At 65.9% G+C, this 24218-nt stretch carries 17 protein-coding genes and 1 pseudogene; 11 read left to right on the forward strand and 7 right to left on the reverse strand.

Annotated elements, in window-relative coordinates; genetic code table 11:
- Nucleotides 1-114: 114 nt before the first annotated feature.
- From boxA to AC0GNO_RS08885, 4 genes are all read right to left on the reverse strand, one after another.
- Complete coding sequence (boxA, locus tag AC0GNO_RS08870) at nt 115-1428, reverse strand: benzoyl-CoA 2,3-epoxidase subunit BoxA (RefSeq protein ID WP_472903758.1); 1314 nt, start codon at nt 1426-1428, stop codon at nt 115-117.
- A 341-nt stretch (nt 1429-1769) separates the two neighbouring features.
- Nucleotides 1770-3197, reverse strand: coding sequence for a benzoyl-CoA 2,3-epoxidase subunit BoxB (gene boxB, locus AC0GNO_RS08875; protein ID WP_472887516.1), 1428 nt, complete (start codon nt 3195-3197; stop codon nt 1770-1772).
- Between the two features lie 129 nt (nt 3198-3326).
- On the reverse strand, nt 3327-4988 hold the full coding sequence (gene boxC / locus AC0GNO_RS08880; RefSeq protein WP_472903759.1) for a 2,3-epoxybenzoyl-CoA dihydrolase: 1662 nt from the start codon (nt 4986-4988) through the stop codon (nt 3327-3329).
- Between the two features lie 134 nt (nt 4989-5122).
- Entirely contained in the window at nt 5123-6064 is a 942-nt protein-coding gene (locus tag AC0GNO_RS08885) for a helix-turn-helix transcriptional regulator (RefSeq protein ID WP_472903760.1), read from the reverse strand.
- A 154-nt stretch (nt 6065-6218) separates the two neighbouring features.
- Here AC0GNO_RS08885 and AC0GNO_RS08890 point away from each other — a divergent pair, with 154 nt between their 5' ends.
- From AC0GNO_RS08890 to AC0GNO_RS08900, 3 genes are all read left to right on the forward strand, one after another.
- A complete protein-coding gene (locus tag AC0GNO_RS08890; protein ID WP_472903761.1) occupies nt 6219-7796 on the forward strand; it encodes a 3,4-dehydroadipyl-CoA semialdehyde dehydrogenase in 1578 nt (525 codons plus the stop codon).
- 76 nt (nt 7797-7872) lie between these two features.
- Entirely contained in the window at nt 7873-9462 is a 1590-nt protein-coding gene (locus AC0GNO_RS08895) for a benzoate-CoA ligase family protein (RefSeq protein ID WP_472903762.1), read from the forward strand.
- Between the two features lie 133 nt (nt 9463-9595).
- Nucleotides 9596-10726: an ABC transporter substrate-binding protein gene (locus AC0GNO_RS08900; protein ID WP_472903763.1), complete on the forward strand. Its 1131-nt coding sequence runs from the start codon at nt 9596-9598 to the stop codon at nt 10724-10726.
- A gap of 29 nt (nt 10727-10755) precedes the next feature.
- Here AC0GNO_RS08900 and AC0GNO_RS08905 read toward each other — a convergent pair.
- A pseudogene (locus tag AC0GNO_RS08905) lies at nt 10756-11204 on the reverse strand (PACE efflux transporter).
- A gap of 259 nt (nt 11205-11463) precedes the next feature.
- Here AC0GNO_RS08905 and AC0GNO_RS08910 point away from each other — a divergent pair.
- The 3 genes from AC0GNO_RS08910 to AC0GNO_RS08920 are packed head-to-tail and all read left to right on the forward strand — an operon-like array spanning nt 11464 to nt 16436.
- Nucleotides 11464-13311, forward strand: coding sequence for a type I secretion system permease/ATPase (locus AC0GNO_RS08910; RefSeq protein WP_472903764.1), 1848 nt, complete (start codon nt 11464-11466; stop codon nt 13309-13311).
- 39 nt (nt 13312-13350) lie between these two features.
- On the forward strand, nt 13351-14700 hold the full coding sequence (locus tag AC0GNO_RS08915) for an HlyD family type I secretion periplasmic adaptor subunit (protein ID WP_472903765.1): 1350 nt from the start codon (nt 13351-13353) through the stop codon (nt 14698-14700).
- A 5-nt stretch (nt 14701-14705) separates the two neighbouring features.
- Nucleotides 14706-16436 (forward strand): TolC family protein, encoded by a 1731-nt coding sequence (locus AC0GNO_RS08920; RefSeq protein WP_472903766.1) that lies wholly within the window; start codon nt 14706-14708, stop codon nt 16434-16436.
- Nucleotides 16437-16515: 79 nt separating this feature from the next.
- Here AC0GNO_RS08920 and apbC read toward each other — a convergent pair whose 3' ends face one another.
- Nucleotides 16516-17607 carry an iron-sulfur cluster carrier protein ApbC gene (gene apbC / locus AC0GNO_RS08925; RefSeq protein WP_472903767.1) on the reverse strand — a complete coding sequence of 364 codons (1092 nt, stop codon included), beginning with the start codon at nt 17605-17607 and terminating at the stop codon, nt 16516-16518.
- Between the two features lie 183 nt (nt 17608-17790).
- Between apbC and metG the strand changes: the two genes are divergently transcribed.
- Nucleotides 17791-19845 (forward strand): methionine--tRNA ligase, encoded by a 2055-nt coding sequence (metG, locus tag AC0GNO_RS08930; protein WP_472903768.1) that lies wholly within the window; start codon nt 17791-17793, stop codon nt 19843-19845.
- A gap of 9 nt (nt 19846-19854) precedes the next feature.
- Nucleotides 19855-20595, forward strand: a complete 741-nt coding sequence (locus AC0GNO_RS08935; RefSeq protein ID WP_472903769.1) for a YoaK family protein — start codon at nt 19855-19857, stop codon at nt 20593-20595.
- Nucleotides 20596-20601: 6 nt separating this feature from the next.
- Here AC0GNO_RS08935 and bamE read toward each other — a convergent pair whose 3' ends face one another.
- Nucleotides 20602-21114: an outer membrane protein assembly factor BamE domain-containing protein gene (gene bamE / locus AC0GNO_RS08940; protein WP_472903770.1), complete on the reverse strand. Its 513-nt coding sequence runs from the start codon at nt 21112-21114 to the stop codon at nt 20602-20604.
- A gap of 110 nt (nt 21115-21224) precedes the next feature.
- Here bamE and AC0GNO_RS08945 point away from each other — a divergent pair, with 110 nt between their 5' ends.
- Genes AC0GNO_RS08945 through AC0GNO_RS08955 form a run of 3 tightly spaced genes read left to right on the forward strand, consistent with a single transcriptional unit; the run spans nt 21225 to nt 24217 of the window.
- Nucleotides 21225-22868 (forward strand): SulP family inorganic anion transporter, encoded by a 1644-nt coding sequence (locus tag AC0GNO_RS08945; protein WP_472887501.1) that lies wholly within the window; start codon nt 21225-21227, stop codon nt 22866-22868.
- A 25-nt stretch (nt 22869-22893) separates the two neighbouring features.
- Nucleotides 22894-23964 (forward strand): hypothetical protein, encoded by a 1071-nt coding sequence (locus AC0GNO_RS08950; protein WP_472903771.1) that lies wholly within the window; start codon nt 22894-22896, stop codon nt 23962-23964.
- 40 nt (nt 23965-24004) lie between these two features.
- Nucleotides 24005-24217: a DUF3460 family protein gene (locus AC0GNO_RS08955; protein WP_472887499.1), complete on the forward strand. Its 213-nt coding sequence runs from the start codon at nt 24005-24007 to the stop codon at nt 24215-24217.
- Nucleotide 24218: the final 1 nt, after the last annotated feature.

Raw genomic sequence — 24218 nt, forward strand, 5'->3', positions numbered from 1 at the left:
ACGACCCACCGGGTTCACCCCAGCACCCTTGGTGTCTTGCGCGGGAAAACCCGAGGCCCGGACGCATGGCCCGGCGAGGCTTCAGAGGCTGAGCGCTTTTTTGCTCATGCCCGCTCAGTAGGTTTCCAGGTGCAGGCGCCCTTCGCGCTTGAGCGAAGCGCCCAACGTGTCCCAGTTCAGACCGGCCTGGTTGGCCACGTCGTGCAGCGCCAGCACCACACCTTCTTCCATGCTCTTCAGGCCGCACACGTAAAAGTAGGTGTTGGAATCCTGCAGCAGCACGGCGAGGTCGGCGGCGCGTTCGCGCATCGCGTCCTGCACGTAGCGCTTGGGCGCACCCGGCGTGCGGCTGAAGGCGAAGTGGATGTCGATGAAGTCCTTGGGCAGGTTCTGCAGGGGGCCGAAGTACGGCAGCTCTTCCTTGGTGCGGGCGCCGAAGAACAGCATCAGCTTGCCGCCCTCGAACTTGCCCGAGGCGCGCAGGCGCCGGCGCCACTCGGTCATGGCGCGCATGGGCGCCGAACCGGTGCCGGTGCAGATCATGACGATGTTGGACTTGGGGTGGTTGGGCATCAGGAAGCTGGTGCCGAATGGGCCGATCACCTCGACCTGGTCGCCCACCTGCAGGTCGCACATGAAGTTGCTGGCCACGCCGCGCACCGGCTGACCCGAATGGTCTTCCAGCACGCGCTTGATGGTGAGCGAGAGGTTGTTGTAGCCCGGGCGTTCGCCGTTGCGCGGGCTGGCAATGGAGTACTGGCGCGCGTGGTGCGGCCGGCCTTTGGCATCGGTGCCGGGCGGCACGATGCCGATGCTCTGGCCTTCGAGCACCGGGAAGGGCATGCCGCCGAAGTCGAGCACGATGTGGTGGGTGTCGTAGTCGTGGCCGGCCTGTTTGCCCACTTCGGTCACGCGCACGTTGCCGGTGACGGTGGCGGTCACCGTCTTCTGCGCGGCCTTGGGGCCGTAGAGGTTGGTGTAGGCGTGGGCGGCGCTCCAGGGCGGGATGGTGGCGCCGTAGGCGGCGGACTTGAAGGTGTCCTGGCCGGTGGGGTCGACGGGTGTTTCAACGGCGGGGTCGGCTTCGGCTTCGGTCTCGGTGGTGGCCGGTTCAGCTACTGCATCGCCCACGAGTGCGGCGCGTTCGGCCGCCGACAGTTCAGCCGGCAGGTTATCCCAGCTGAGCTGCTCGGCCAGCGAATAGGCCTTGATGCGCGGCATGGTGCGGTAGTTGTCGATCGAGCCGGTGGGGCACGGCGAGATGCAGTCGTTGCACCAGTTGCACTTGTCCACGTCAACCACGTAGTTGCGCGAGTCGTGCGTGATCGCCTGCACCGGGCAGATCGCCTCGCAGGTGTTGCAGCGGATGCAGATTTCAGGGTCTATCAGGTGCTGCTTGATCACAGCCGCTTCAGCTGGCGCGTTCATGGGTGTCTCCGGTGGTCTTTTTGGGAGTGTAGGTCTGAGTTCTGCTGGCGGTTCGAGAAGTGGTTTTGCGTTGGCGTGGCGCCGCGCGACACGGCGCGGCTGACTCCGTTCGTGTCCCCCGCCGGCCTGCGGCCGGCTCCTCCTTGACCTCACTGCGCCAGCCACACCGCGTCGCGCTCGTGGGTACTCGCGCAAGGTAAGAGACAGCTCCCCTTCCTGCGCGAAGTCTGTCGCCTCTCCGGAGCACGTGCCCCATCCAGGGATGCCGCGGAACTGGCTTCGCCAGGCCGCAGGGCATCGTCCCCCTTTTAAGGGGGAAGCCGCTTCAGCGGCGCAGGGGGTTAGCCAAAACGTACATACTCAAAGTCCACCGGCTGGCGGTTGATGCCCATCACCGGCGGCGCGATCCAGTTGGCGAACTTGCCGGGGTCGACCACGCGGCCCATCAGGCTGGCGACGAAGGCGCGGTCGCCCTCGCTGGGCAGCCAGTTGTCGCGGTTGGCGTTCCATTCGGACTCGGACACCACGCGGCCATCCGGTGCGACCTTCACGCCCTTGAGCAGGCCGATGTTGCGGTGGAAGGCCTTGTGCGGCACGGTCAGGCGGAACGGGATGCCTGCCTTCTCGATCACCTTGTTCCAGCGTTCCACGCCACCGATGCTGTCCTTGATGTAGTCGTCGCGCAGCACTTCGTTGAGCGCGTTGAGCATCGGCACTTCTTTTTCGACCAGCTGGCCGTTCTGCACGTTGAGCACCTTGTAGAACTGGCCGCGCAGCTGGTGGTCGTCTGTGCGTTTGCCTTCTTCATAACGGCCCTTGAGGCCGGTGCTGTAGAAGGTGGCGGCGTTGCTGGATTCGTCGGCGCCGAAGAGGTCGATGGTGACGCTGAAGTGGAAGTTCAGGTAGCGCTGGATGGTGGGCAGGTCGATCACGCCGGCGGCGCGCAGCTTGGCCGGGTCGTCGGTCTTGAGCTCGTTCATCACCTGGCAGGTGCGGTTGATGACGCGGCTGACACCGGACTCGCCCACGAACATGTGGTGCGCTTCTTCGGTGAGCATGAACTTGGTGGTGCGGGCCAGCGGGTCGAAGCTGGATTCGGCCAGGGCGCAGAGCTGGAACTTGCCGTCGCGGTCGGTGAAGTAGGTGAACATGAAGAAGCTCAACCAGTCGGGCGTCTCTTCGTTGAAGGCTTCCAGGATGCGCGGGTTGTCGGCGTTGCCGCTGTTGCGTTCCAGCAGGGCTTCGCCTTCTTCACGGCCGTCCTTGCCGAAGTACTTGTGCAGCAAATACACCATGGCCCAGAGGTGGCGGCCTTCTTCCACGTTCACCTGGAACAGGTTGCGCAGGTCGTACTGGCTGGGGGCGGTCAGGCCCAGGTGGCGCTGCTGCTCGACCGAGGCGGGCTCGGTGTCGCCTTGCGTCACGATGATGCGACGCAGGTTGGCGCGGTATTCGCCAGGGATGTCTTGCCAGGCGGCTTCGCCTTTGTGGTCACCGAAGTGGATCTTGCGGTCGGCTTCGGCGGGGTTGAGGAAGATGCCCCAGCGGTAGTCGGGCATCTTGACGTGGCCGAACTGCGCCCAGCCCTGCGGATCGACGCTGACCGCCGTGCGCAGGTAGACGTCGAAGTTCTGCGAGCCGTCCGGGCCCATGTCGTCCCACCATTTGAGGTAGTTGGGCTGCCACTGCTCCAGCGCACGCTGCAGCGTGCGGTCTTCGCTCAGGTTGACGTTGTTGGGGATCTTGTCGCTGTAGTCGATGGTGGACATGTTGGTCTCCTGCGGGTGGGTGGAACGGTGGGGTGAGGTGTCTTCAATCGGGGATGCGGCGGAACCGGCTTTGCCGGGCCACTCGCATCGCCCCCTGGGGGGTGACGCGCGCAGCGCGGCGCGGGGGGGTCACACCCGATTCATGTCGAACTGGGCTTTGTCTCCCTTGCCGTAGACCTTCAGCGCACCCTTCTCGCCAACGGCGTTGGGACGCTGGAAGATCCAGTTCTGCCAGGCGGTGAGGCGGCCAAAGACGCGGGTGGCCATGTTCTCCTTCTGCGCGAAACGCAGGTTGGCTTCCATGCCGGTGAGCGCGTCGGGCGACATGGCGGCACGCTCCTCCAGCGCCATGCGCACTTCGTCGGCCCAATCGATGTCGTCGGGCGCGGCGGTCACCAGGCCCAAAGCCAATGCGGCGTCGGCGTCAAGTGCTTTGCCGATGGCGCCGCGCGCGGCTTCCATGGGGCTGGTCTCTTCATAGAAACGGCGCTGCAGGCGCGACTGGTCGTTCACCATCGGCAGAAAGCCGAAGTTGAACTCGCTCAGTTGCAGCTGGGGCGCCTTGTCGGCGTCGTCCGGCAGGGCCAGCATGTAGGCGCGGTCAGCGCAGAAGGCCAGCTCGGCCAGCGTGCCGGCGAAGCAGGAGCCGGCTTCGATCAGCGCGAACAGGCTGCGCGAGGACACATCGAGGCGTGCGAAAGTGCGGCGCAGCGCGCCGATGGTCTCGCGCACGAACCAGTGGTCTTTGTGGGCCAGCATCAGGGCGTCGTTGGCCAGCACGGCGGCCGCGTCGCCTTCGGTCTTGAGCACCCAGGTTCCGATGTCGAGTTCGTTGGTGCGCAGGTTGAGGATGGCGTCGTCGAGTTCGCGCGCCATCTGCAGCGGGTACCAGGCGGCACCTGCGGCTTCGATGCCGGCGATGTCGGTCGGCTGAGCGCCGCTCGGCGCTTTCAGGGTGATGGTGGCGTTGCGCCTGGCGCGGTCGATGGCGACGTTGACATAGGTGTAGGCGATGCCGTCGGCGCTGTCGGTGCGTTCCACGCGGGGCAGGCTCACGCCCTTCCCATCGGCTGGGCGGTCGCTCTGCGCGGCCAGCTTGGTTGCGCGCTCGCTCACGGCGGCGGCGAACTGCTGGGGCTTGGCCACGGCGTCCACCAGGCGCCAGTCCACGGCCTTCTGGCCGCGCACGCCTTCGCTGGTGGTGCAGAAGATGTCGGCCAGGTCGTGGCGCACGTGGCGCTTGTCGGTCACGCGGGTCAGGCCGCCGGTGCCGGGCAGCACGCCGAGCAGCGGCACTTCAGGCAGGCTGACCGCGCTGGAGCGGTCGTCCACCAGCAGGATCTCGTCGCAGGCCAGGGCCAGCTCGTAGCCGCCACCGGCGCAGGCGCCGTTCAGGGCGGCCAGGAATTTGAGGCCGGAGTGTTTGCTGGTGTCTTCGATGCCGTTGCGGGTTTCGTTGGTGAACTTGCAGAAGTTCACCTTCCAGGCGTGGGTCGAGACACCGAGCATGAAGATGTTGGCGCCGGAGCAGAACACGCGGTCCTTGCCGCTGGTGACCACCACGGTGCGCACTTCGGGGTGCTCGAAGCGGATACGGTTGAGGGCGTCGTGCAGCTCGATGTCCACGCCCAGGTCGTAGCTGTTGAGTTTGAGCTTGTAGCCGGGGCGGATGCCGGCGTCTTCGTCGATGTCGATCGCCAGCGTGGCGGTCGAACCTTCGCACTTGAGTTTCCAGTGGCGGTACTGGCTGGGATCGGTGCGGTAGTCAACGGTGGTGATGGCAGTGGTCATGGCTGTCTCCTGTTTGTGGGGTGGCGCGGGGCGGGAATACAAGGGGTGCCGACTTGCAATCACTCACCGGTGGGCACCGAATGATGTGAATAATATTGCAGCTTTTTAAGAACGTCAATGCATTTTTATGCATATTACAAAATACCAAGTACCTCCCGAACCTGGGTGCGCAGGCCGTCAAAGGCGTCGTCAACGCTCTGGCCACTGGTATTGAAGTGCAGGTCCGCCTTGGAATAAAAGGCCGACCGACCGGCCAGGATGCGCTTCAAATCTTCCATGGCTTCGCGGCTGGCGGCCATGGGCCGCATGTCGCCCTGCGCGGCCACGCGGCCCATGTGGTCGGCGGGGTCGGCCTGCAGCCAGACGGTGGTGCAGTGCGTGAGCAGCAGGTTGAAGTTGGCGGCGTCCGACACCAGGCCACCCGGTGTGGCGATCACCACCTCGGGGTAGATCTGGATCGCTTCTTCGAGCGCACGGCGTTCGTAGCGGCGATAGGCCGGTGTACCGTAGAGCGCGTGGATTTCGTTGATGCTGCAGCCGGCGAATTTTTCGATCTCGCGGCTGAGCTCGATGAAGGTGTAGCCCAGGTCGTCGGCGAGTCGCTGACCCAGCGTTGACTTGCCCGCGCCGCGCAGGCCAATGAGTGCGATGCGGGCCTGTCGCCCGGCATCGTTCACCGGCGCGGCGTGCCCATCCAGCAGGCCGCCGATGGCCAGACGCACGCGTTTCAGATCGGCCTCGTTGCGATTCTCCAGCAGCTCGCGGATCAGCAGCCATTCGGGCGACGAGGTGGTCACGTCGCCCAGCAGCTCGGTGAGCGAACATTGCAGTGCCTGCGCCACCTGCAACAGCACCAGGATGGAGGCGTTGCCGGTGCCGTATTCGAGGTTGGCGAGGTGGCGCTCTGACACGTCCGCCGCCAGCGCCACGGCCTTGCGTGTCATGCCGCGGCGCGAGCGCAGCGTGCGCACCCGCTCGCCCAGCGACACCAGAAACGGGTGGCGTGGCGGCTCGTCGGCCTCTGCAGCGCCGGATGCGGCTTCGGGCACAAGATCAAGGGCGACCGGTTCTTTCATGGGCATCGGTGATTTAAGGGTTATCCCTGCGGGGACTTGCTTTCTGGACAAACATGCACTTTAATGCATGAACCCAAAGACGCAGAATAGTGCATTTATAGCGCCAATCCCGCGCGCCGACCAGCCCTGTTGATCAACCCACCCGAGTCCCGACATGACCACAACGCCCCTGCTTCCCAATTTCCTCGCCGGCCGCTGGCAAGACGGCTCCGGCAACGGCGCCACCCTGCTCGACCCGGTGCTGGGCACGCCGCTGGTGCGCGTGAGCAGCGCCGGGCTGGACCTGGCCGAAGGTTTTGCCTTCGCGCGCGAACAGGGCGGCGCCGCCCTGCGGGCACTCACTTACCGGCAGCGGGCCGCGCTGCTGGGCGAGATCGTCAAGGTATTGCAGACCAACCGCGACGCCTACTACGAGATCGCCACCGCCAACTGCGGCACCACCACCAAGGACTCGGCGGTGGACATCGACGGCGGCATCTTCACCCTGGGCTACTTCGCCAAACAGGGCGAGGCCCTGGGCGACGCGAAGCTGCTGCTCGACGGCGAGCGCATCCGCATGGCCAAGGACCCGGTGTTCCAGACCCAGCACATCCTGAGCCCCACGCGCGGCGTGGCGCTGTTCATCAACGCCTTCAACTTCCCGAGCTGGGGCCTTTGGGAAAAGGCCGCGCCGGCCCTGCTCTCGGGCGTGCCGGTGATCATCAAACCCGCCACCGCCACCGCCTGGCTGACCCAGCGCATGGTGAAGGACGTGGTGGACGCCGGCATCCTGCCCGCGGGCGCGCTCTCGGTGGTGTGCGGATCGTCCGCCGGCCTGATGGACCAGCTCGGCCCCTTTGACGTGGTGAGCTTCACCGGCTCGGCCGAAACCGCGCGCATCATCCGCAGCCACCCGGCGGTGGCGCAGCGCTCGGTGCGCTGCAACATCGAGGCCGACAGCCTGAACAGCGCCCTGCTCGACCCGGCCGCCGCCGCGGGCGACGAAGCCTTCAACCTGCTGGTGAGCGAGGTGGTGCGCGAGATGACGGTCAAGAGCGGCCAGAAGTGCACCGCCATCCGCCGCATCTTCGTGCCGCGCGCGCTGTACGACGCCACCGCCCAGGCCATCGGCGCCAAGCTGGGCAAGACCACCGTGGGCAACCCGCGCAACGAGACCACGCGCATGGGCGCGCTGGTGAGCCGAGAACAATTCGACAGCGTGATCGCCGGCATCGCCCACCTGAAGACCGAAGCCGAGGTGCTGTTCGACGGCAGCGCCACCGCGCTGGTGGACGCCGACCCGGCCGTGGCCGCCTGCGTGGCGCCGGTGCTGCTGGGTCATCGGCAGCCGGCGCAGGCCCGGGTGCTGCACGAGGTCGAGGTGTTCGGCCCCGTGGCCACGCTCATGGCCTACGACAGCCTGGAGCAGGCGCTGGAGCTGATCCGCCGAGGCGAAGGCTCGCTGGTGAGCTCGGTCTACAGCGCAGACCCGGCCTTCATCGCCCACGCCGCCGCCGAGCTGGGCTCCAGCCATGGCCGCGTGCACGCCATTTCGCCCGACGTGGCCGCAGCGCAGAGTGGCCACGGCAACGTGATGCCCATGAGCCTGCACGGTGGCCCGGGCCGCGCCGGGGGCGGCGAAGAGCTGGGTGGTTTGCGCGCGCTGGGCTTCTACCACCGCCGCAGCGCGGTGCAGGGCAGCACGGCGGCACTGGACGTGCTGGCGACTTCCGGCACACCATTCAAGCCCTGAGCACCCGTTCGCCCTGAGCCCTTCGACAGGCTCAGCCCGAACGGCGCTTTTGCAGCAGTACAAACAGGAGACAGACATGCCCCACGAAACCGCCGCCCCACCCGAGCGCTTCAATTTCGCGCGCCACCTGATCGCGCTCAACGCCGGCCGCGCCGGCAAGACCGCGCTGATCGACGACGCCGGCTCACTCACCTACGGCCAGCTCGCCGACCAGGTGCAGCGCTTCTCGGGGTCGCTGCAGGCGCTGGGCCTGAAGCGCGAAGAGCGCGTGCTGCTGCTCATGCACGACTGCAGCGACTGGGTGGTGAGCTTTCTGGGCGCGCTGCACGCGGGCGTGGTGCCGGTGGCGGTGAACACGCTGCTGACCGCCAAGGACTACGCCTACATGCTGGCCGACAGCCGCGCGCAGGCGGCCTTCGTTTCGGCCGCACTGCTGCCCACGCTGCAGACCGCACTGGAGACGGGCGGCCACGAGGTGAAGCACCTCATCGTCTCGCGCGCGAAGGACCCGCTGCCCGCAGGCGCGCACGACTTCGCGGCGCTGGCTGCGGCCCGTGCCCCCGCTGAACCAGGTGCAGAAGGCGCCGACACGCACGGCGACGAACCGGCTTTCTGGCTCTATTCCTCCGGTTCCACCGGCGCGCCCAAGGGCACGGTGCACACGCAGTCCAGCCTCTACTGGACCGCCGAGCTCTACGGCAAGGCGGTGCTGGGTCTGAAGGAGAGCGACACCGTGTTCTCCGCCGCCAAGCTGTTCTTCGCCTACGGCCTGGGCAACGGCCTGTCGTTTCCGCTGAGCGTGGGCGCGAGCGTGGTGCTGATGGCCGAACGGCCCACGCCGCAGGCCACTTTCAAACGGATGGTCGACCACCAGCCCACGGTGTTCTACGGCGCACCCACCGGCTACGGCGGCATGCTGGCCGCGCCCGACCTGCCGGCGAAAAGCGCGGTCGCGCTGCGCCTGTGTTCGTCGGCCGGCGAAGCGCTGCCGCGCGACATCGGCGAGCGCTGGACCGCGCACTTCGGCTGCCAGATCATCGACGGCATCGGCAGCACCGAGATGCTGCACATCTTTCTCTCCAACCGCCCGGGCGACGTGCGCTACGGCACCACCGGCAAACCCGTGCCGGGCTACGAGGTGCAGCTGCGCGACGAAGACGGCAGCGTGATCACCGGCCACAACCTGATCGGCGACCTCTACATCCAGGGCCCGAGCGCGGCGCTGCTGTACTGGAACAACCGCGCCAAATCGCGTGACACCTTCCAGGGCAACTGGACCAAGAGCGGCGACAAGTACACCCGCGACCCCGACGGCTACTACACCTACGCCGGCCGCAACGACGACATGCTCAAGGTCAGCGGCATCTACGTCAGCCCCTTCGAAGTGGAAGCCACCCTGGTGCAGCACCCGGCCGTGCTCGAAGCGGCCGTGATCGGCAAGACCGATGACGACGGCCTGACCAAGACCAAGGCCTATGTGGTGCTCAAGGCCGGCGCCCAGGCGACGGAAGCCGAGCTGCAGGCCTTCGTGAAAGAGAAGCTCGCGCCCTACAAGTACCCGCGCTTCATCGAGTTCATGACCGAACTGCCCAAGACCGCCACCGGCAAGATCCAGCGCTTCAAGTTGCGCGAACTGGAGAACCAGCGCCTGTTTGTGCGCCGCTGACACCGCCTGAAACGCCGCTCGTCCCGTTCACGACCCAAAACCCGGGAAAACCCGGGTGTCGCAGACTTGATCTGGTTCTGAAACATAACGAAACTCGCACCCCATCGTAGACAACGGAAAACAAGGGTTCGACATGGCGCGCAGATGGGGACTGGTACTGGGATTTGCGCTCGCCGCGGCGGCACACGCAGGCGACGAAGGCGTCACGTCCACCGAGATCCGGCTGGGCGCCTCGCAGGTGCTCTCGGGCCCGCTGGGGCCGCAGACCGTGCAGTACGGCGAGGGCGCGCGGCTGCTGTTCGACGCGGTCAACGCAGCCGGCGGCATCCACGGGCGCAAGATCAGCTTCACCACCCTGGACGACGGTTTTGATCCCAAACGCGCGGTGGAGAACTCCCGCAAGCTGCTGGACGAACACAAGGTGTTCATGCTCTTCAACAGCACCGGCACCGCCCAGACGGCGGCCGTGCTGCCGATGCTCAAGGAAACAAAAACCATCCTGTTCGGTCCGGTCACGGGTGCGTCGGCCTTGCGTGACACCGTCAACCCCCACGTGTTCCACGTGCGTGCCGGTTACGCCAACGAGTCCACCCGCATCCTGTCCCAGCTCAAGCAGATAGGCGTCACCCGGGTCGCCTTTTTCTATCAGGACGACGGGCTGGGCAAGGCCCTGCTGGCCGAAGTCAGGAAGTCCTCTGCAGCAGAGAATCTGCCGCTGGCCGTCGAGGTCAAGGTCGATCCGGCCGCGCCCGATTTCGCGGCCGCTGCGGCCGCCACGGCGCAGGCCAATCCCCAGGCCGTCATCGTCGGCACCGCGGGACTGACGTTCACGAACTACGTCCAGGCGGTGCAGGCGACCGCCACCCGCCCGGTGTTCTATGGCTTCTCCGTCGCCAGCCTGGATGGCATCAACCGGGTGCTGAAAGACAAGGCGCGCGGCATCGTGCTCGCGCAGATCATGCCCTCGCTGCGCAACAACGCAGTACCCGTGGTGACCGAATACCTGAAGCTGCACGCCGCCAGGTCGCCCGACACCCCTCCCTCAGCCTCCCAGTTCGAAGGTTTCGTGCACGCCCGCCTGCTGGTCGAAGGCCTCCGGCGCACGGGACGGGAGCTGAGCACCGCCAGCTTCATCCGGGTCATGGAAGGCGCGGGTGAGCTCGCGTTCGGCCGTTTCACGGCCCAGTACTCGCCCCGATCACACAACGGCTCCAACTACGTGGAGCTGGCGATCATCGACGCCGCGGGACGCTTGCGCTACTGATGCCGGCTGCGACCGGCTGACACCCTCAGTCAGAAGGCGCCGGCGTCAGGGCGCGCCAGCGCCGATGCGGGCAGGCCAAACACGCGGTCGAAGAGCCAGGTGAAGACCACCGTATAGACCAGGAAAAACAGCAGCAGGCCCAGGTTGGCCACCAGCGCCGCCCACAACGAGCGGCCGAGCCAGATGGCCATCACCGGCACCAGGATCATCGCCAGCCCAACTTCGAAGCCGATGCCGCCCGCCGCCAACGCGAGCGGCCCTTGACCGGCTGCCGTGCTTCCCAGCGCTCGAAGAAGAAGTTGAACCCGCAGTTCCAGGCCAGCGCGATGCTCGACATGGTGAGCGTGAACGCCAGCGACGACAGCGGCGCCTGTCCAAACACGAACACGAGCACCGGAGCGACAAAAGTGACGGCGAAGGTTTCGTAAAGAACCGCCTGAACGATCCGGCGGGCGCGGGGGGCAAGATGAAGTGGCATGGGAAGGGCGCGATTGTGGCGTCTTCCGCAACCGTTGCCCGAATGCCCGCCCCCCCAAAGCGTGGTGAGTCCGCCGGCAGGCACTTGCAAGAAGCCAACCGCATCGCCAGGTGCCGCCGAACATCGACAAAGCCCCGCATTTGCGCCAAAGTGGTGATGCAATTGACCGCATGGGGTTTACGACACAAGCATGGGTGACAGTGTTCGATTACAGTGACTGAACACGAAAGACTTCCCCGGCGAGGATCCGCTGCTGACCATGTTTTCCAGCCTGAAATTGCCCAACAACGAAATCGGACAGGCCCTGGCGGGTTTTCGGGGTGCCTTTCGCAGCGTGGGTGTGTTCAGCGCCATCATCAATCTGCTGATGCTGGTGCCCTCGCTCTACATGCTGCAGGTGTATGACCGCGTGCTCTCCAGCCGCAACGAGACAACGCTGATCATGCTCACCCTGATGATCCTGGGGGCGTATCTGCTCATGAACGGCCTGGAGTTCGTGCGCAGCTTCGTGCTGATCCGCGTCGGCGCCCAGCTCGACATGAAGCTCAACAAGCGGGTGTACACCGCCTCCTTCGAGCAGAACCTCAAGAAGTCGGGCGGCAACGCCGGCCAGGCGCTGCAGGACCTGACGACGATCCGTCAGTTCCTCACCGGCAACTCGCTGTTCGCCTTTTTTGACGCCCCCTGGTTCCCGATGTACCTGCTGGTCATCTTCCTGTTTGACTGGATCCTGGGTGTTTTCGCCGTCGGGGGCACGATCATTCTGGTCATCCTGGCCTACGTCAACGAGGTTGTTTCGCGCAAACCGCTGGCCGAAGCCAACGGCATGGCCGTGACCGCCGGCGCGCTGGCCACCAACAACCTGCGCAACGCCGAAGTCATCCAGGCCATGGGCATGCTGCCCAACCTGATGTCGCGCTGGTTCAAGCTGCACGGCCGCTTCCTGCAGCTGCAGGCCGAAGCCAGCGAAAAGGCGGGCATCGTCACCGCCACCAGCAAGTTCGTGCGCATCTCGCTGCAGTCGCTGATCCTGGGCCTGGGCGCGTTGCTGGCGCTGGAAAACCGCATCACCCCCGGCATGATGATCGTCGGCTCCATCCTCATGGGCCGCGCACTGGCGCCGGTCGACCAGCTCATCAACGTCTGGAAAGGCTGGTCGTCCACCCGCAGCGCCTACCAGCGCCTGAGCGAACTGCTGGCCAGCAACCCGGCCCGCCGCGAAGGCATGCCCCTGCCCAAGCCGCTGGGCAACCTTTCTCTCGAAGGCGTGACGGCCGTGCCACCGGGCTCCAACATGCCCGCCCTGCGCAACCTGAGCCTCACGGTGGCCGCGGGTGATGTGGTCGGTGTCATCGGCCCCAGCGGTTCGGGCAAGTCCACCCTCGCGCGCCTGCTGGTGGGCGTCTGGCCGGCCGCCGCCGGCAAGGTCCGCCTGGATGGTGCCGACGTGTTCCAGTGGAACAAGGCCGAACTGGGCCCGTACGTGGGCTATCTGCCGCAGGACATCGAACTCTTCGGTGGCACCGTGGCCGAAAACATTGCGCGTTTTGGCGAAGTGGACTCGCTCAAGGTGATCCAGGCCGCCGAGCGCGCGGGTGTGCACGACATGATCCTGCGCCTGCCGCAAGGCTACGACACGCCGCTGGGCGACGGTGGCGCGGGCCTTTCGGGAGGTCAGAAACAGCGCATCGGGTTGGCCCGGGCGATGTACGACGACCCGTCGCTGATCGTGCTGGACGAACCCAACTCCAACCTCGACGACACGGGCGAACAGGCGCTGCTCTCGGCGATTGCCGACCTGCGCAAACGCGGCAAGACGCTGGTGATCATCACGCACCGGACCAACGCCATCGGCATCACCAACAAACTGCTGTTCCTGCGCGACGGCATGCCCCAGATGTTCGGCCCGACCAAACAGGTGCTTCTCGATCTGGCCAAGGCCACCCAGCAGGCGCAAGGCGCCAATGGGGCTGCGCCGCCGCGCCTGGCGGTGCAGAACCCGGCCGCCGCCACACCCGCACAGCCACCGGGCCCCATCACCGACAAGACAGTCGCCCCCCCCGCCCCCACGGCCCCGGCGGCGCCCGCCACCGGCGAGACCGCCTGAACCCGCCGTCGAACCGATCACTTCCGGAGTGCCCACACGATGACCACCAACGCCATGGCCGTGACCGACGCCCACATCCGGTCAGAAGAAGAGGACAACCCGGTCAAGACCGACGTCCGCTCGCATGCCCGTCTGGGCTGGTGGCTCGTGCTCTTGGGTCTGGGCAGCTTCCTGATCTGGGCGACGTTTGCGCCGCTGGACAAGGGCGTTCCCATGGGCGGCACGGTCACCGTCGCCGGCAACAAGAAGGCCGTGCAACACCTCACCGGCGGCACGGTTGACGAGATTTTCGTCAGGGAAGGCGACACCGTCACCGCCGGGCAACCGCTGGTGCGCATGAACAGCGTGCAGGCCCGGGCCAACGCCGAAATCACCCGCATCCAGTTCCTGGCCGCGCGCATCACCGAAGCCCGCTTGCTGGCTGAACGCGACGGGCGCCCCAGCCTGGTGTTTCCACCCGACATCCAGGCCAGCGGCAACGATCCGCGCGTGGCCACCACGCTCGCCGTTCAAAAACAGCTCTTCGAGTCCCGCCAGGGTGCATTGCGCAGCGATCTGGCCGCCACAGAGCAGAACATCTTCGGTCTGAACGCCTACGCCGCCGGTGTCGAAGAGTCGCGCCAGGGCAAGCTGCTGCAACTGCGATTGCTCCAGCAGCAGATCGACGGCATGCGCGACCTGGCCAAAGACGGCTACATGCCACGCAACCGCTTGCTGGAACTGGAACGCAATCACGCCCAGATTGAAGCCTCCATCGCGGAAGACACGGGCAACCTCGGCCGCAACCAGAGCCAGGTCAGCGAACTGCGCCTGCGGGCCCTGTTGCGCCAGCAGGACTACCAGAAAGAAGTGCGCACCCAGCTCACCGAAATCCAGCAGCAGGTGGATGCGCTGCGCAGCCGGCTGGAGGGGCTGGACTATGAACTGAACAACGCCGACGTGAAGGCCCCGGTCAGCGGCATGGTGGCCGATGTCAGCATCTTCACCGAAGGCGGCGTGGTCTCGCCCGGCTTTCGCATGATGGACATCGTTCCGCTGGACGAGCCCCTGATCGTTGAAGGCCAGGTGCCGGTGCACCTCATCGATTCGGTGCACCCGAAGTTGCCGGTCGAACTGATTTTCTCGGCCTTCAACCAGAACACCACGCCACGCATCCCTGGCATCGTCACGCAGGTCTCGCCCGACCGCCTGGTCGACGAACAGACCGGCATGCCCTACTACCGCATGCGTGCCGAGGTCACACCCGAAGGCCGCAAGCTGCTCGCCGATCTGCAGGTGCGCCCCGGCATGCCGGTCGAACTGTTCGTGCGCACCGGCGAGCGAACACTCATGAACTACCTCCTGCGCCCCCTGCGCGACAACTTCCGCATGTCCATGACCGAGGAGTGAGCACCGTGGACGCCGACCTCATTCGCCCCAGCACCCGATCCGCGCAGCGGCGGATGCGCCTGATCTGCCTGAACGTGGCGCTGGCCTGGGCCACCTCTGCCGGCGCCGAAGCGCTGGACCTGGCCCGTGCCTACGAGGCCGCGCGCCTGAACGATCCCACCTTCCGCGCCGCGATCGCAGCGCTCGATGCAGGCAGGGAAGAAAAAATCCTCGGGCGGGCACAACTGCTGCCCAGCATCGCCGCCACCTATTCCACCAACCGGAACACCACGCGGTCAACCCAGGGCCAGGTCACCGCATCCACCGAAGCCACCCAGAGCAGCACGGCCACCAGCACCAGCACCATCACCAACGACCGGCTGCAGACGTCCAATGCATTCACCGGACCCCTCGCCGGCCAGCCCCGGGAATCGCAGCGCCGTGTCACGGATTCGGAAACCGACACCCACACGGACAGCACCGGGCACTCGACCGTTGACGAAACCGAGATCGAAACCAACAAGTTCCGGGACACCCGAACAGCCCTGCAACTGCGCCAGCCCCTGATCAACTTCGGCGCCATGGCCGGCTACCGCCAGGGCAAGGCCCTGAGCGCCGCCAGCGAAGCCCGGTTCCGGAGCCAGCAGCAGGAGCTCATGGTCCGGGTGGCCGAGGTCTACGCGGGTGCCCTTTTTGCCGAAGAGAGCCGGCGGCTCGTGCTCACCCAGCTCGTCACCCTGACCGAGCAGCAGACCACCAACGAGCGCATGCTCTCCAGTGGCGAAGGCACCTTGACCGATGTGCTGGAAACCCGGGCCAAGCGCGCGCTCGCAGAGGCCCAACTCATCGAGGCCGAAGACGCGCTGCTGGTCGCCCGCAACCGCCTCATCGCGATGACCGGTGTTCGGGCAACCTCTTTCGCCCCCCTGAAAACCGACATCGTCACCTCGTCGACCCTGGCCTCCACCCCTGAAGACTGGCACGGACTGGCCCTGACGCAGAACGGTCTGCTGGAAGCCCTGCGCTACCAGGTCGAGGCGGCCCACCAGGAGGTCAGCAAGGCTGAAAGCGGCCACTATCCCCGACTGGATCTGGTGGCGTCCGTGGGACGCGACAACTTCCGCTCCAACGTCAACCCGATCTCGAACACCACCACGAGCGTCAGCGACTCCACCAGCGCGAGCTCCACCACCGGCTCCACGTCCAGCGTGTCGACCGGCTCGGCCCCCATCCTGAACGAGAGCGTCAACTCGAACTACACCACCACGTCCAGTTCCGCCGCCACCTCCAGCTCCCGGTTCAACGCCGAGCAGCACCTCAGCACCCGCCGGCGGACCACCAACCATGTGGTGGGCGTGGAGCTCAACATACCGCTGTATTCGGGCGGAGCCGTGTCGGCCAGAACCCGCCAGGTGGCGGCCCGCTTGGCTCAGGCCCAGGCCGAGATGGACGCCCGCGTGGACGAGGTGCTGCTGGAACTGAACCGCCAGCTCCGCCTTCAGCAATCCACCACCTTGCGCGTGCAAGCGCTGGAGCAGGCCGTGGAATCCGGTCGCATCGCCGTCGACGCGACCATCAAGAGCACGGCCGCCGGGGTGCGCACCAACCTCGACGTGCTCAACGCCCGCGAGCGACTGGTGACCGCCGAACGCGAACTGGCGGATGCCCGCTACGCCCACCTGCTCGCCTTCCTGCGCTTGCGCTTCAACGCGGGTGTGCTCACCGAAGGCGACCTGATGCAGCTGGCCGGTCGGTAAACACCGGGAGCCAGCGCTCCCTCAGCAAAAAGGGCCCGCATCTGCGGGCCCTTTTTGCTGGAGTGACACCCGGCCGGCTTCAGGTCTCTTTCGAAATCTTGATGCTCGGAAACTTCGAGGAAAAGTCCTTGGCCTGCTTCGCGATCTTGATCGCCACCTGGCGCGCCACCGTCTTGTAGATCTCGGCGATCTCGCCATCGGGGTCGGACACCACGGTGGGCATGCCGCTGTCGGCCTGCACCCGGATCGACATGTTCAGCGGCAGCGCGCCGAGGTAGTCCATGTCGTATTCGGCCGCCATTTTCTTGCCGCCATCGGCGCCGAAAATGTGTTCGGTGTGACCGCAGTTGGGGCAGCAGTAGACCGCCATGTTTTCCACGATGCCGAGGATGGGCACACCCACCTTCTCGAACATCTTGATGCCCTTGCGAGCGTCGAGCAGGGCAATGTCCTGCGGCGTGGTCACGATCACCGCGCCGGTCAGCGGCACGCGCTGGCTCAGCGTGAGCTGGATGTCGCCGGTACCGGGTGGCATGTCGACGATCAGGTAGTCCAGGTCTTTCCAGTTGGTCTGGCGCAGCAACTGCTCCAGCGCCTGCGTGGCCATCGGGCCGCGCCAGATCATGGCTTCGTCCTTGTCGACCAGGAACCCGATCGAGATCACCTGCACGCCGTAGTTCTCCAGCGGCTCCATGGTCTTGCCATCGGCGCTTTCAGGCCGGCCTTCCACACCCATCATCATGGGCTGGCTGGGACCGTAGATGTCGGCGTCCAGGATGCCGACCTTGGCGCCCTCGGCGGACAACGCCAGCGCCAGGTTGACCGCCGTGGTGCTCTTGCCCACGCCGCCCTTGCCCGAGGCCACGGCGATGATGTTCTTCACGCTCGGCAGCAGCTGCACGCCGCGCTGCACCGCGTGCGAAATGATCTTGCTGGTCATGTTGATCGACACGTTCTCCACCCCGTCCACCGACTTGGCGGCCGTGATCAGGGCGCGACGCAAGGCAGGCATCTGGCTCTTGGCCGGATAGCCGAGTTCGACATCGAACGACACGTCTCCGTACTGCTCGTTCAGGTTCTTCAGTGCCTTGGTGGACACAAAGTCCTTGCCCGTGTTCGGGTCGGTCACGGTCTGCAGGGCATTGAGCAGCGCTTGTTGGTCGACGGCCATCGAAAGATCTCCTGAGGGAAAGACGTGGGTGGATATGCAGAAGTGGCCCGAAGTCTAACGCCCCGATGCCACACCCACCGCCGCACGGGCAAACACACAGCGGACGTGAGGGCTTGACGCGTCAGGCGCTGGCGACCGGGGCCGCCTAAAATCACGGGTTCCCCCGAAAGAAAGCCCCCAGCCATGAGCCCGCGTCGCCTGTTCGTCACCACCGCCCTGCCCTATGCCAACGGCCATTTCCACATCGGCCACATCATGGAATACATCCAGGCCGACATCTGGGTGCGTTTCCAGCGCATGCAGGGCCACGAGGTGCACTTCGTCTGCGCCGACGACGCGCACGGTGCGCCGATCATGATCGCGGCCGAAAAGGCCGGCAAGACACCGCAGCAGTTCGTGGCCGACATCGCCGCCGGGCGCAAGCCCTACCTGGACGGTTTCCACATCGGCTTCGACAACTGGCACAGCACCGACGGCCCGGAAAACCACGAGCTGGCGCAGGAGATCTACCGCGCGCTCAAGGCCAATGATCTGATCGAAACCCGCACCATCGAACAGTTCTTCGACCCACAGAAGAACATGTTCCTGCCCGACCGTTTCATCAAGGGTGAGTGCCCCAAGTGCGGCGCCAAGGACCAGTACGGTGACAACTGCGAGGTCTGCGGCGCCGTCTACGCACCCACCGAGCTGAAGAACCCGTATTCGGCGCTCTCCGGCGCCCAGCCGGTGCTGAAAAGCTCGGAGCACTTTTTCTTCAAGCTGTCCGACCCGCGCTGCCTCGCCTTCCTCGACCAGTGGACGCAGAGCGGCGCGGTGCAGCCCGAGGTGCTGAACAAGATCGCCGAGTGGATCGAGCCTGGCGAAGACGGCAAGCCCAGGATGGGCGACTGGGACATCAGCCGCGATGCGCCCTATTTCGGCATCGAGATCCCTGACGCACCGGGCAAGTACTTCTACGTCTGGCTGGACGCGCCCATCGGCTACCTCGCTTCGCTCAAGAACCACTTCAGCAAGACCGGCCGTGACTACGACGCCTTCATGGCCGACCCCACCACCGAGCAGTTCCACTTCATCGGCAAGGACATCATCACCTTCCACACCCTGTTCTGGCCCGCGATGCTCAAGTTCAGCGGCCGCAAGGTGCCCAACGCCGTGTTCGTGCACGGCTTCCTCACCATCAACAACGGCGAGAAGATGAGCAAGAGCCGGGGTACCGGCCTGAACCCGCTCAAATACCTGGAGCTCGGCATGAACCCCGAGTGGCTGCGGTATTACCTCGCGGCCAAGCTCAGCGGCAAAAACGAGGACGTGGACTTCAACCCCGAAGACTTCATGGCCCGGGTCAACAGCGACCTGGTGGGCAAGTACATCAACATCGCATCGCGCGCCGCAGGCTTCATCGCCAAGCGTTTCGATGGGAAGCTGGGCGAGGTCTCGGCCGACGGCGACGCGCTGCTGGACCACCTGGAAGTGGCCGCCCCCAGCATCACCGAGCTGTACGCCGAGCGCGAATACGGCAAGGCCCTGCGCGAGATCATGCTGCTGGCCGACCGTGTGAACGCCTACGTGGATCAGAACAAGCCCTGGGAACTGGCGAAAAAAGAAGGCATGGAAGGCCGGCTGCACGACGTGTGCACCACCTGCATCGAAGCCTTCCGCCTGCTCACGCTCTACCTCAAGCCCGTGCTGCCCGCGCTGGCGAAAGACGTGGAAGCCTTCCTCAACACCGCCCCGATGGTGTTCGCCGACGCGAACCGCCTGCTCGGCGCCGGCCACGCCATCGGCGCCTACCAGCACCTGATGCAACGCGTGGACGTGAAGCAGCTCGACGCCTTGTTTGAACCGCCACCAGCGCCCGAAGAGCCGAAGATCGTCCCCGGTGGTGAACCCATCGCCGACACCATCGGCATCGACGACTTCGCCAGGATCGACCTGCGCATCGCGCAGATCGTCAACTGCGAAGCGGTGGAAGGCTCCACCAAACTGCTGCGCCTCACACTCGACGTGGGAGAAGGCCGCACGCGCAACGTGTTCAGCGGCATCGCCAGCATGTACAAGCCAGAAGACCTGGTGGGCAAACTCACCGTGATGGTCGCCAACCTGGCGCCACGCAAGATGAAGTTCGGCGTCAGCGAGGGCATGGTGCTCGCAGCCAGTCACGCCGACGAAAAGGCCCAGCCCGGCATCCACATCCTCAACCCCTGGCCGGGCGCCCAGCCGGGCATGCGGATCCACTGACCGCCATCGATGTTCGAGCCCATCCGCGGTTTCACCAGCCTCAAGCGCACGCCGCAGGCCGACCTGAAGCTCGGCACCGTGCTGGCTTTCGTGGCCGGTGCGACCAACGCGGGCGGTTTTCTGGCGGTGGGCCAGTACACCTCGCACATGACGGGCATGGTCTCGGCCATGGCCGACAACCTGGTGCTCGGCCAGTTCGTGCTGGCCGGCGCCGCACTGGCCGCGGTACTGGCCTTTCTGCTGGGCGCCATGAGCACCGCCTGGCTGGTGAACTGGGGCATGCGGCTGCAGCTGCGCAGCGCCTACGGCCTGCCACTGCTGATCGAAGCGGTGCTGCTGCTGGTGTTCGGCATCTTCGGCGCCGCCATGAGCCTGTGGCACACCGTGTTCCTGCCGGTCACGGTGGTGCTGCTCTGTTACATCATGGGACTGCAGAACGCCGTGATCACCAAGATCTCGCAGGCGCGCATCCGCACCACGCACGTGACCGGCCTGGTCACCGATCTGGGCATCGAGCTGGGCAAGCTGCTGTACGTGAACCGGCATCCGGACATGCGACCGGTGCGCGCTGACCGCGAACGCCTGCGCGTGCATGCGCAACTCGTGCTGAGCTTCCTGGTGGGCGGCATCGCCGGTGCGCTCGGCTTCAAATACCTGGGCTACATCAGCACCGTGCCGCTGGCGATCACCCTGCTGTTGCTGGTGATGCGCCCGGCGCTGGATGACTGGCAGCGCCTGCGAGCCGACTGAGCGGGCTCAGCGGCTGCGATCCAGATCCGGATCACGCACCGACATCGTGGAGACCACCCGCAGATCGGGGTTGAACACCACCGTGAACAGCTTGGCGTCGCCTTCGTTCGGACCATCCCGGTAACGCCAGTCGTAGTGGGTCTCCTGCTTCAGCGCGTAAGGCGTGATTTTCATCGGCTTGCCCAGCATGCGCCGCACCTCCTCCATCGGCATGCCGGGCTGGATGCGCTCGAAGTTGTGTGGCGCGAGCACCTGGCGCAGCGCGGCCATCTTGCCGTCGGCCCCGATGGTGATCTGGTAGTTCTGATACCCGGCGGGCTGCCGGTTGTACTCATAGATCTGAGCCCCGTCGTCGCCCTCCCACACCGCTTCGGGCGCGCCGAACCGCTCGCGCACATCGGCCTCGGTGGAAACGCCTTCTTCCAGTTCGCTGATGTTCTGCGGGTCGCAGGCCGTCACGCCCAGCAGGAGGCCGAGCGCCAGGGTCAGCGCAGCGAATCGGTGTGGATGGCTTTTCATGGTCGGGTGCCCCTTCATGCCGTTTGCAACGGAAAAATCAGTGTAAACCCCCATCCAGAACCGTTCTGCCTGTAAGTTCCGGTCATCGTCGCCAAAGGTAACATTTGCGCATGCTGAAAAACCTGCCTCCGCTGGCCCCGTTTCGCCCTCGATTGCTGAACGACCTCAAAGGCTACAACGGCGAGAAACTGGTCAAGGACATGGGCGCCGGTGCCACCGTGGGCATCGTGGCCCTCCCGCTGGCGATGGCGTTTGCCATCGCCAGCGGGCTCAAGCCCGAGGCAGGCCTGTGGACGGCCATCATCGCGGGCTTCATCATCTCCGCCCTGGGCGGCACATCGGTGCAGATCGGTGGCCCGGCCGGTGCCTTCATCGTCATCGTCTACGGCATCGTCGAGCGCTATGGCGTGGCCAACCTGCTGATCGCCACCGCCAGCGCGGGTGTGCTGCTGTTCCTGCTCGGCCTGTTCCGGCTCGGCACCCTGGTGCGCTACGTGCCGGTGAGTGTGGTGATCGGGTTCACCAACGGCATCGCGGTGCTGATCGGGCTGTCGCAGGTGCGCGACTGGCTGGGGCTGGACATTGCCAAGATGCCGGGCGATTTCTTCGGCCAGATCGGCACGCTCAGCCAGCACCTGCAAAGCTTCAACCCCTATGCGTTCGGGTTGGGAACGCTGTGTGTGATCGGCCTCTTCATCTGGCCGCGCCTGTGGGCGGTGGATTCGCAGTTCCGCCGCCAGCTCGACCAGATCCACACCGTGAGCGCGCTCAAGGCCACCTCGCGCCTGCCGGCACCGGTGGTGGCGCTGGTCACGCTCTCGCTGCTGGCCTGGGCCATGAGCATGCCGGTGGACACCATCGGCAGCCGGTTTGGCGGCATTCCGCAAGGGGTTCCTGCGTTCGCGCTGCCGGCGTTCTCCTGGGACACGGTGCGCCTGCTGGTCACGCCCACGCTGACCCTCGCGCTGCTGGGCGCCATCGAGTCCTTGCTGTGTGCCCGCGTGGCCGACCAACTGAGCGACACCCCCAAGCACGACCCCAACCAGGAGCTCATGGCGCAAGGCGTGGCCAACGTGGTGGTGCCTTTCTTCGGTGGCATGCCGGCCACCGGAACCATCGCCCGCACCGTGACCAATATCCGCTCGGGTGCGGTGTCGCCCGTGGCCGGCATCGTGCACGCAGCGACGCTGGCCGCGGTGGTGCTGCTCGCGGCCCCCATGGCCCAGCACATACCACTGGCCGTGCTGGCCGGCGTCCTGCTGTTCGTGGCCTGGAACATGGGGGAGTGGCGCGAGTTCGGCCGCCTCAAACAGTTCAGCAACCACTACCGCCTGATGATGGTGTCCACCTTCCTGGTGACCATCGTCTTCGACCTGACCGTGGCGGTGGAGCTCGGCCTGGTGATGGCCTGCTTCCTCTTTGTGCGGCGCCAGAGTGACATCTTCCGGGCCGACCCGCTGGCCAGCAATCAACACCAGCTCACCTACCGCCTCTACGGTTCGCTGTTCTTCGGCGCCGTGGCCAAGATCGATCCTATCGTCACCGCGGTGGAGCAGGGCCCCGCAGGCATGAACGTGATGCTCGACGCCAGCCAGCTGATCTCGCTCGACACCACCGGTCTCGACGCACTGGAGCAGTTGCACAGGACGGTGGAAAAGCGCGGCGGGCATCTGGGCATGGTGGGTGTGAACCCTCAACCGCGATCGCTGATCGAGCGCTCGGGTTTTGCCGCCCACCTGCACACCTTCCACTGAAAACCCCAGCCGCAGGGTGACCGCCATGACCGTTCAAACCCTGCCGCACGACCAGCCCATCGCAGCGCGCATCGACTGGCTGTTCGGCCTGGCCGAACGCCACGCCCAGGAGTACGCGAGTCCCGAAGCCTCTCTGGCCCGGCAGCGCCACCTGGCCCGCCATCCGACGGCCATCCTGGTGCTCAAATGCATGGACGGGCGCATCAACATCCCGGTGGCCACCCAGACGCCCAAGGGCATCATCCAGCCGTTTCGCAACCTGGGTGGTTTCTTCCAGCTCGGCTGGCCCCACCTGGGTGAGACCCTGGTGGCCAGCGTGGACAAGGTCATGCGCTCGGGCCGGCAGGCGCTGGTGCTCATCACCTACCACCACTCGCGTGGCGATGAGCGGCGCGGCTGCGCCGGATTTCACTACCGCACCGCAGACGCCCGGGCCCACACCTTCGACATCCAGCGCGAAGTGTCCACGCTGTTCGGCGCCGGACATGGCAGCGTGTACCCCCTGGTGTGCGGCTTCGAGACCGACGAAGACGCCCTCGTCGTGCACGGGCAAGACGGCCAGACGCTGGACATGGCCGATCTGGGCGCCCAGGACATCGACAGCCTGCCCCAGCGCCTGCAGCAGTTGCTGCCCGACATGCCCACCCAGATCCGACACGACCTGCTGCCGCTGCTGATCGGCAATCTGGCCCACATCGCCGACATCCGCGGCCACACGCGCCGGCTGGACATCGAGCACCGCGAGTGGATCATCTGCGTCGGCCGCGGCTTCGACTGGCTGCACCTGCCCAATGTGGCGCTCATCATCGGCCCCTACAGCCCCGATCTCGCCGATCCGATCCGGCAGGCAGCCGGCATCATCCAGGCCAACATGCGCGCCGGGCGCATCCCGGACGACGGTTTTCTGCTTTTTTCGTCGGTGCCCTATGAAGACATCGGTGTGGACCGTGCCCGCGCGGTGCTCAAATCGCGCTTCATGGCCCGGTTTGCCGCCGACGTGGTGCGCGAATCCCATCCGGACCTGGCGGCACGGATGACGGTGCGCCAGACGGTGCTCAACTGGCACAGCCGGGCGGTGGAAGCCCTGGACCGCTAAAATCGCCGCTCCAGCCCCAACCCACCCACCGACGAACACCATGTCCTTCTTCGCCCGCCCGCACTACGCGTCTGACGCGACACAGTTCCTCGACAAGCTCAAGGCCGACAAGCCACAGCTGGAGCGGGAGCAGCGCGAGGGCCGTTCGCTGCTGTGGGACAAGCAGGTCGACCGCGACTTCCAGTCCCAGGCCACCGCCTCGACCGTGCCCCAGCAGCCCTACGTGTACCAGACCGGTTCCGACCACACCTGAG

Source organism: Hydrogenophaga sp. L310 (genome assembly GCF_055703065.1).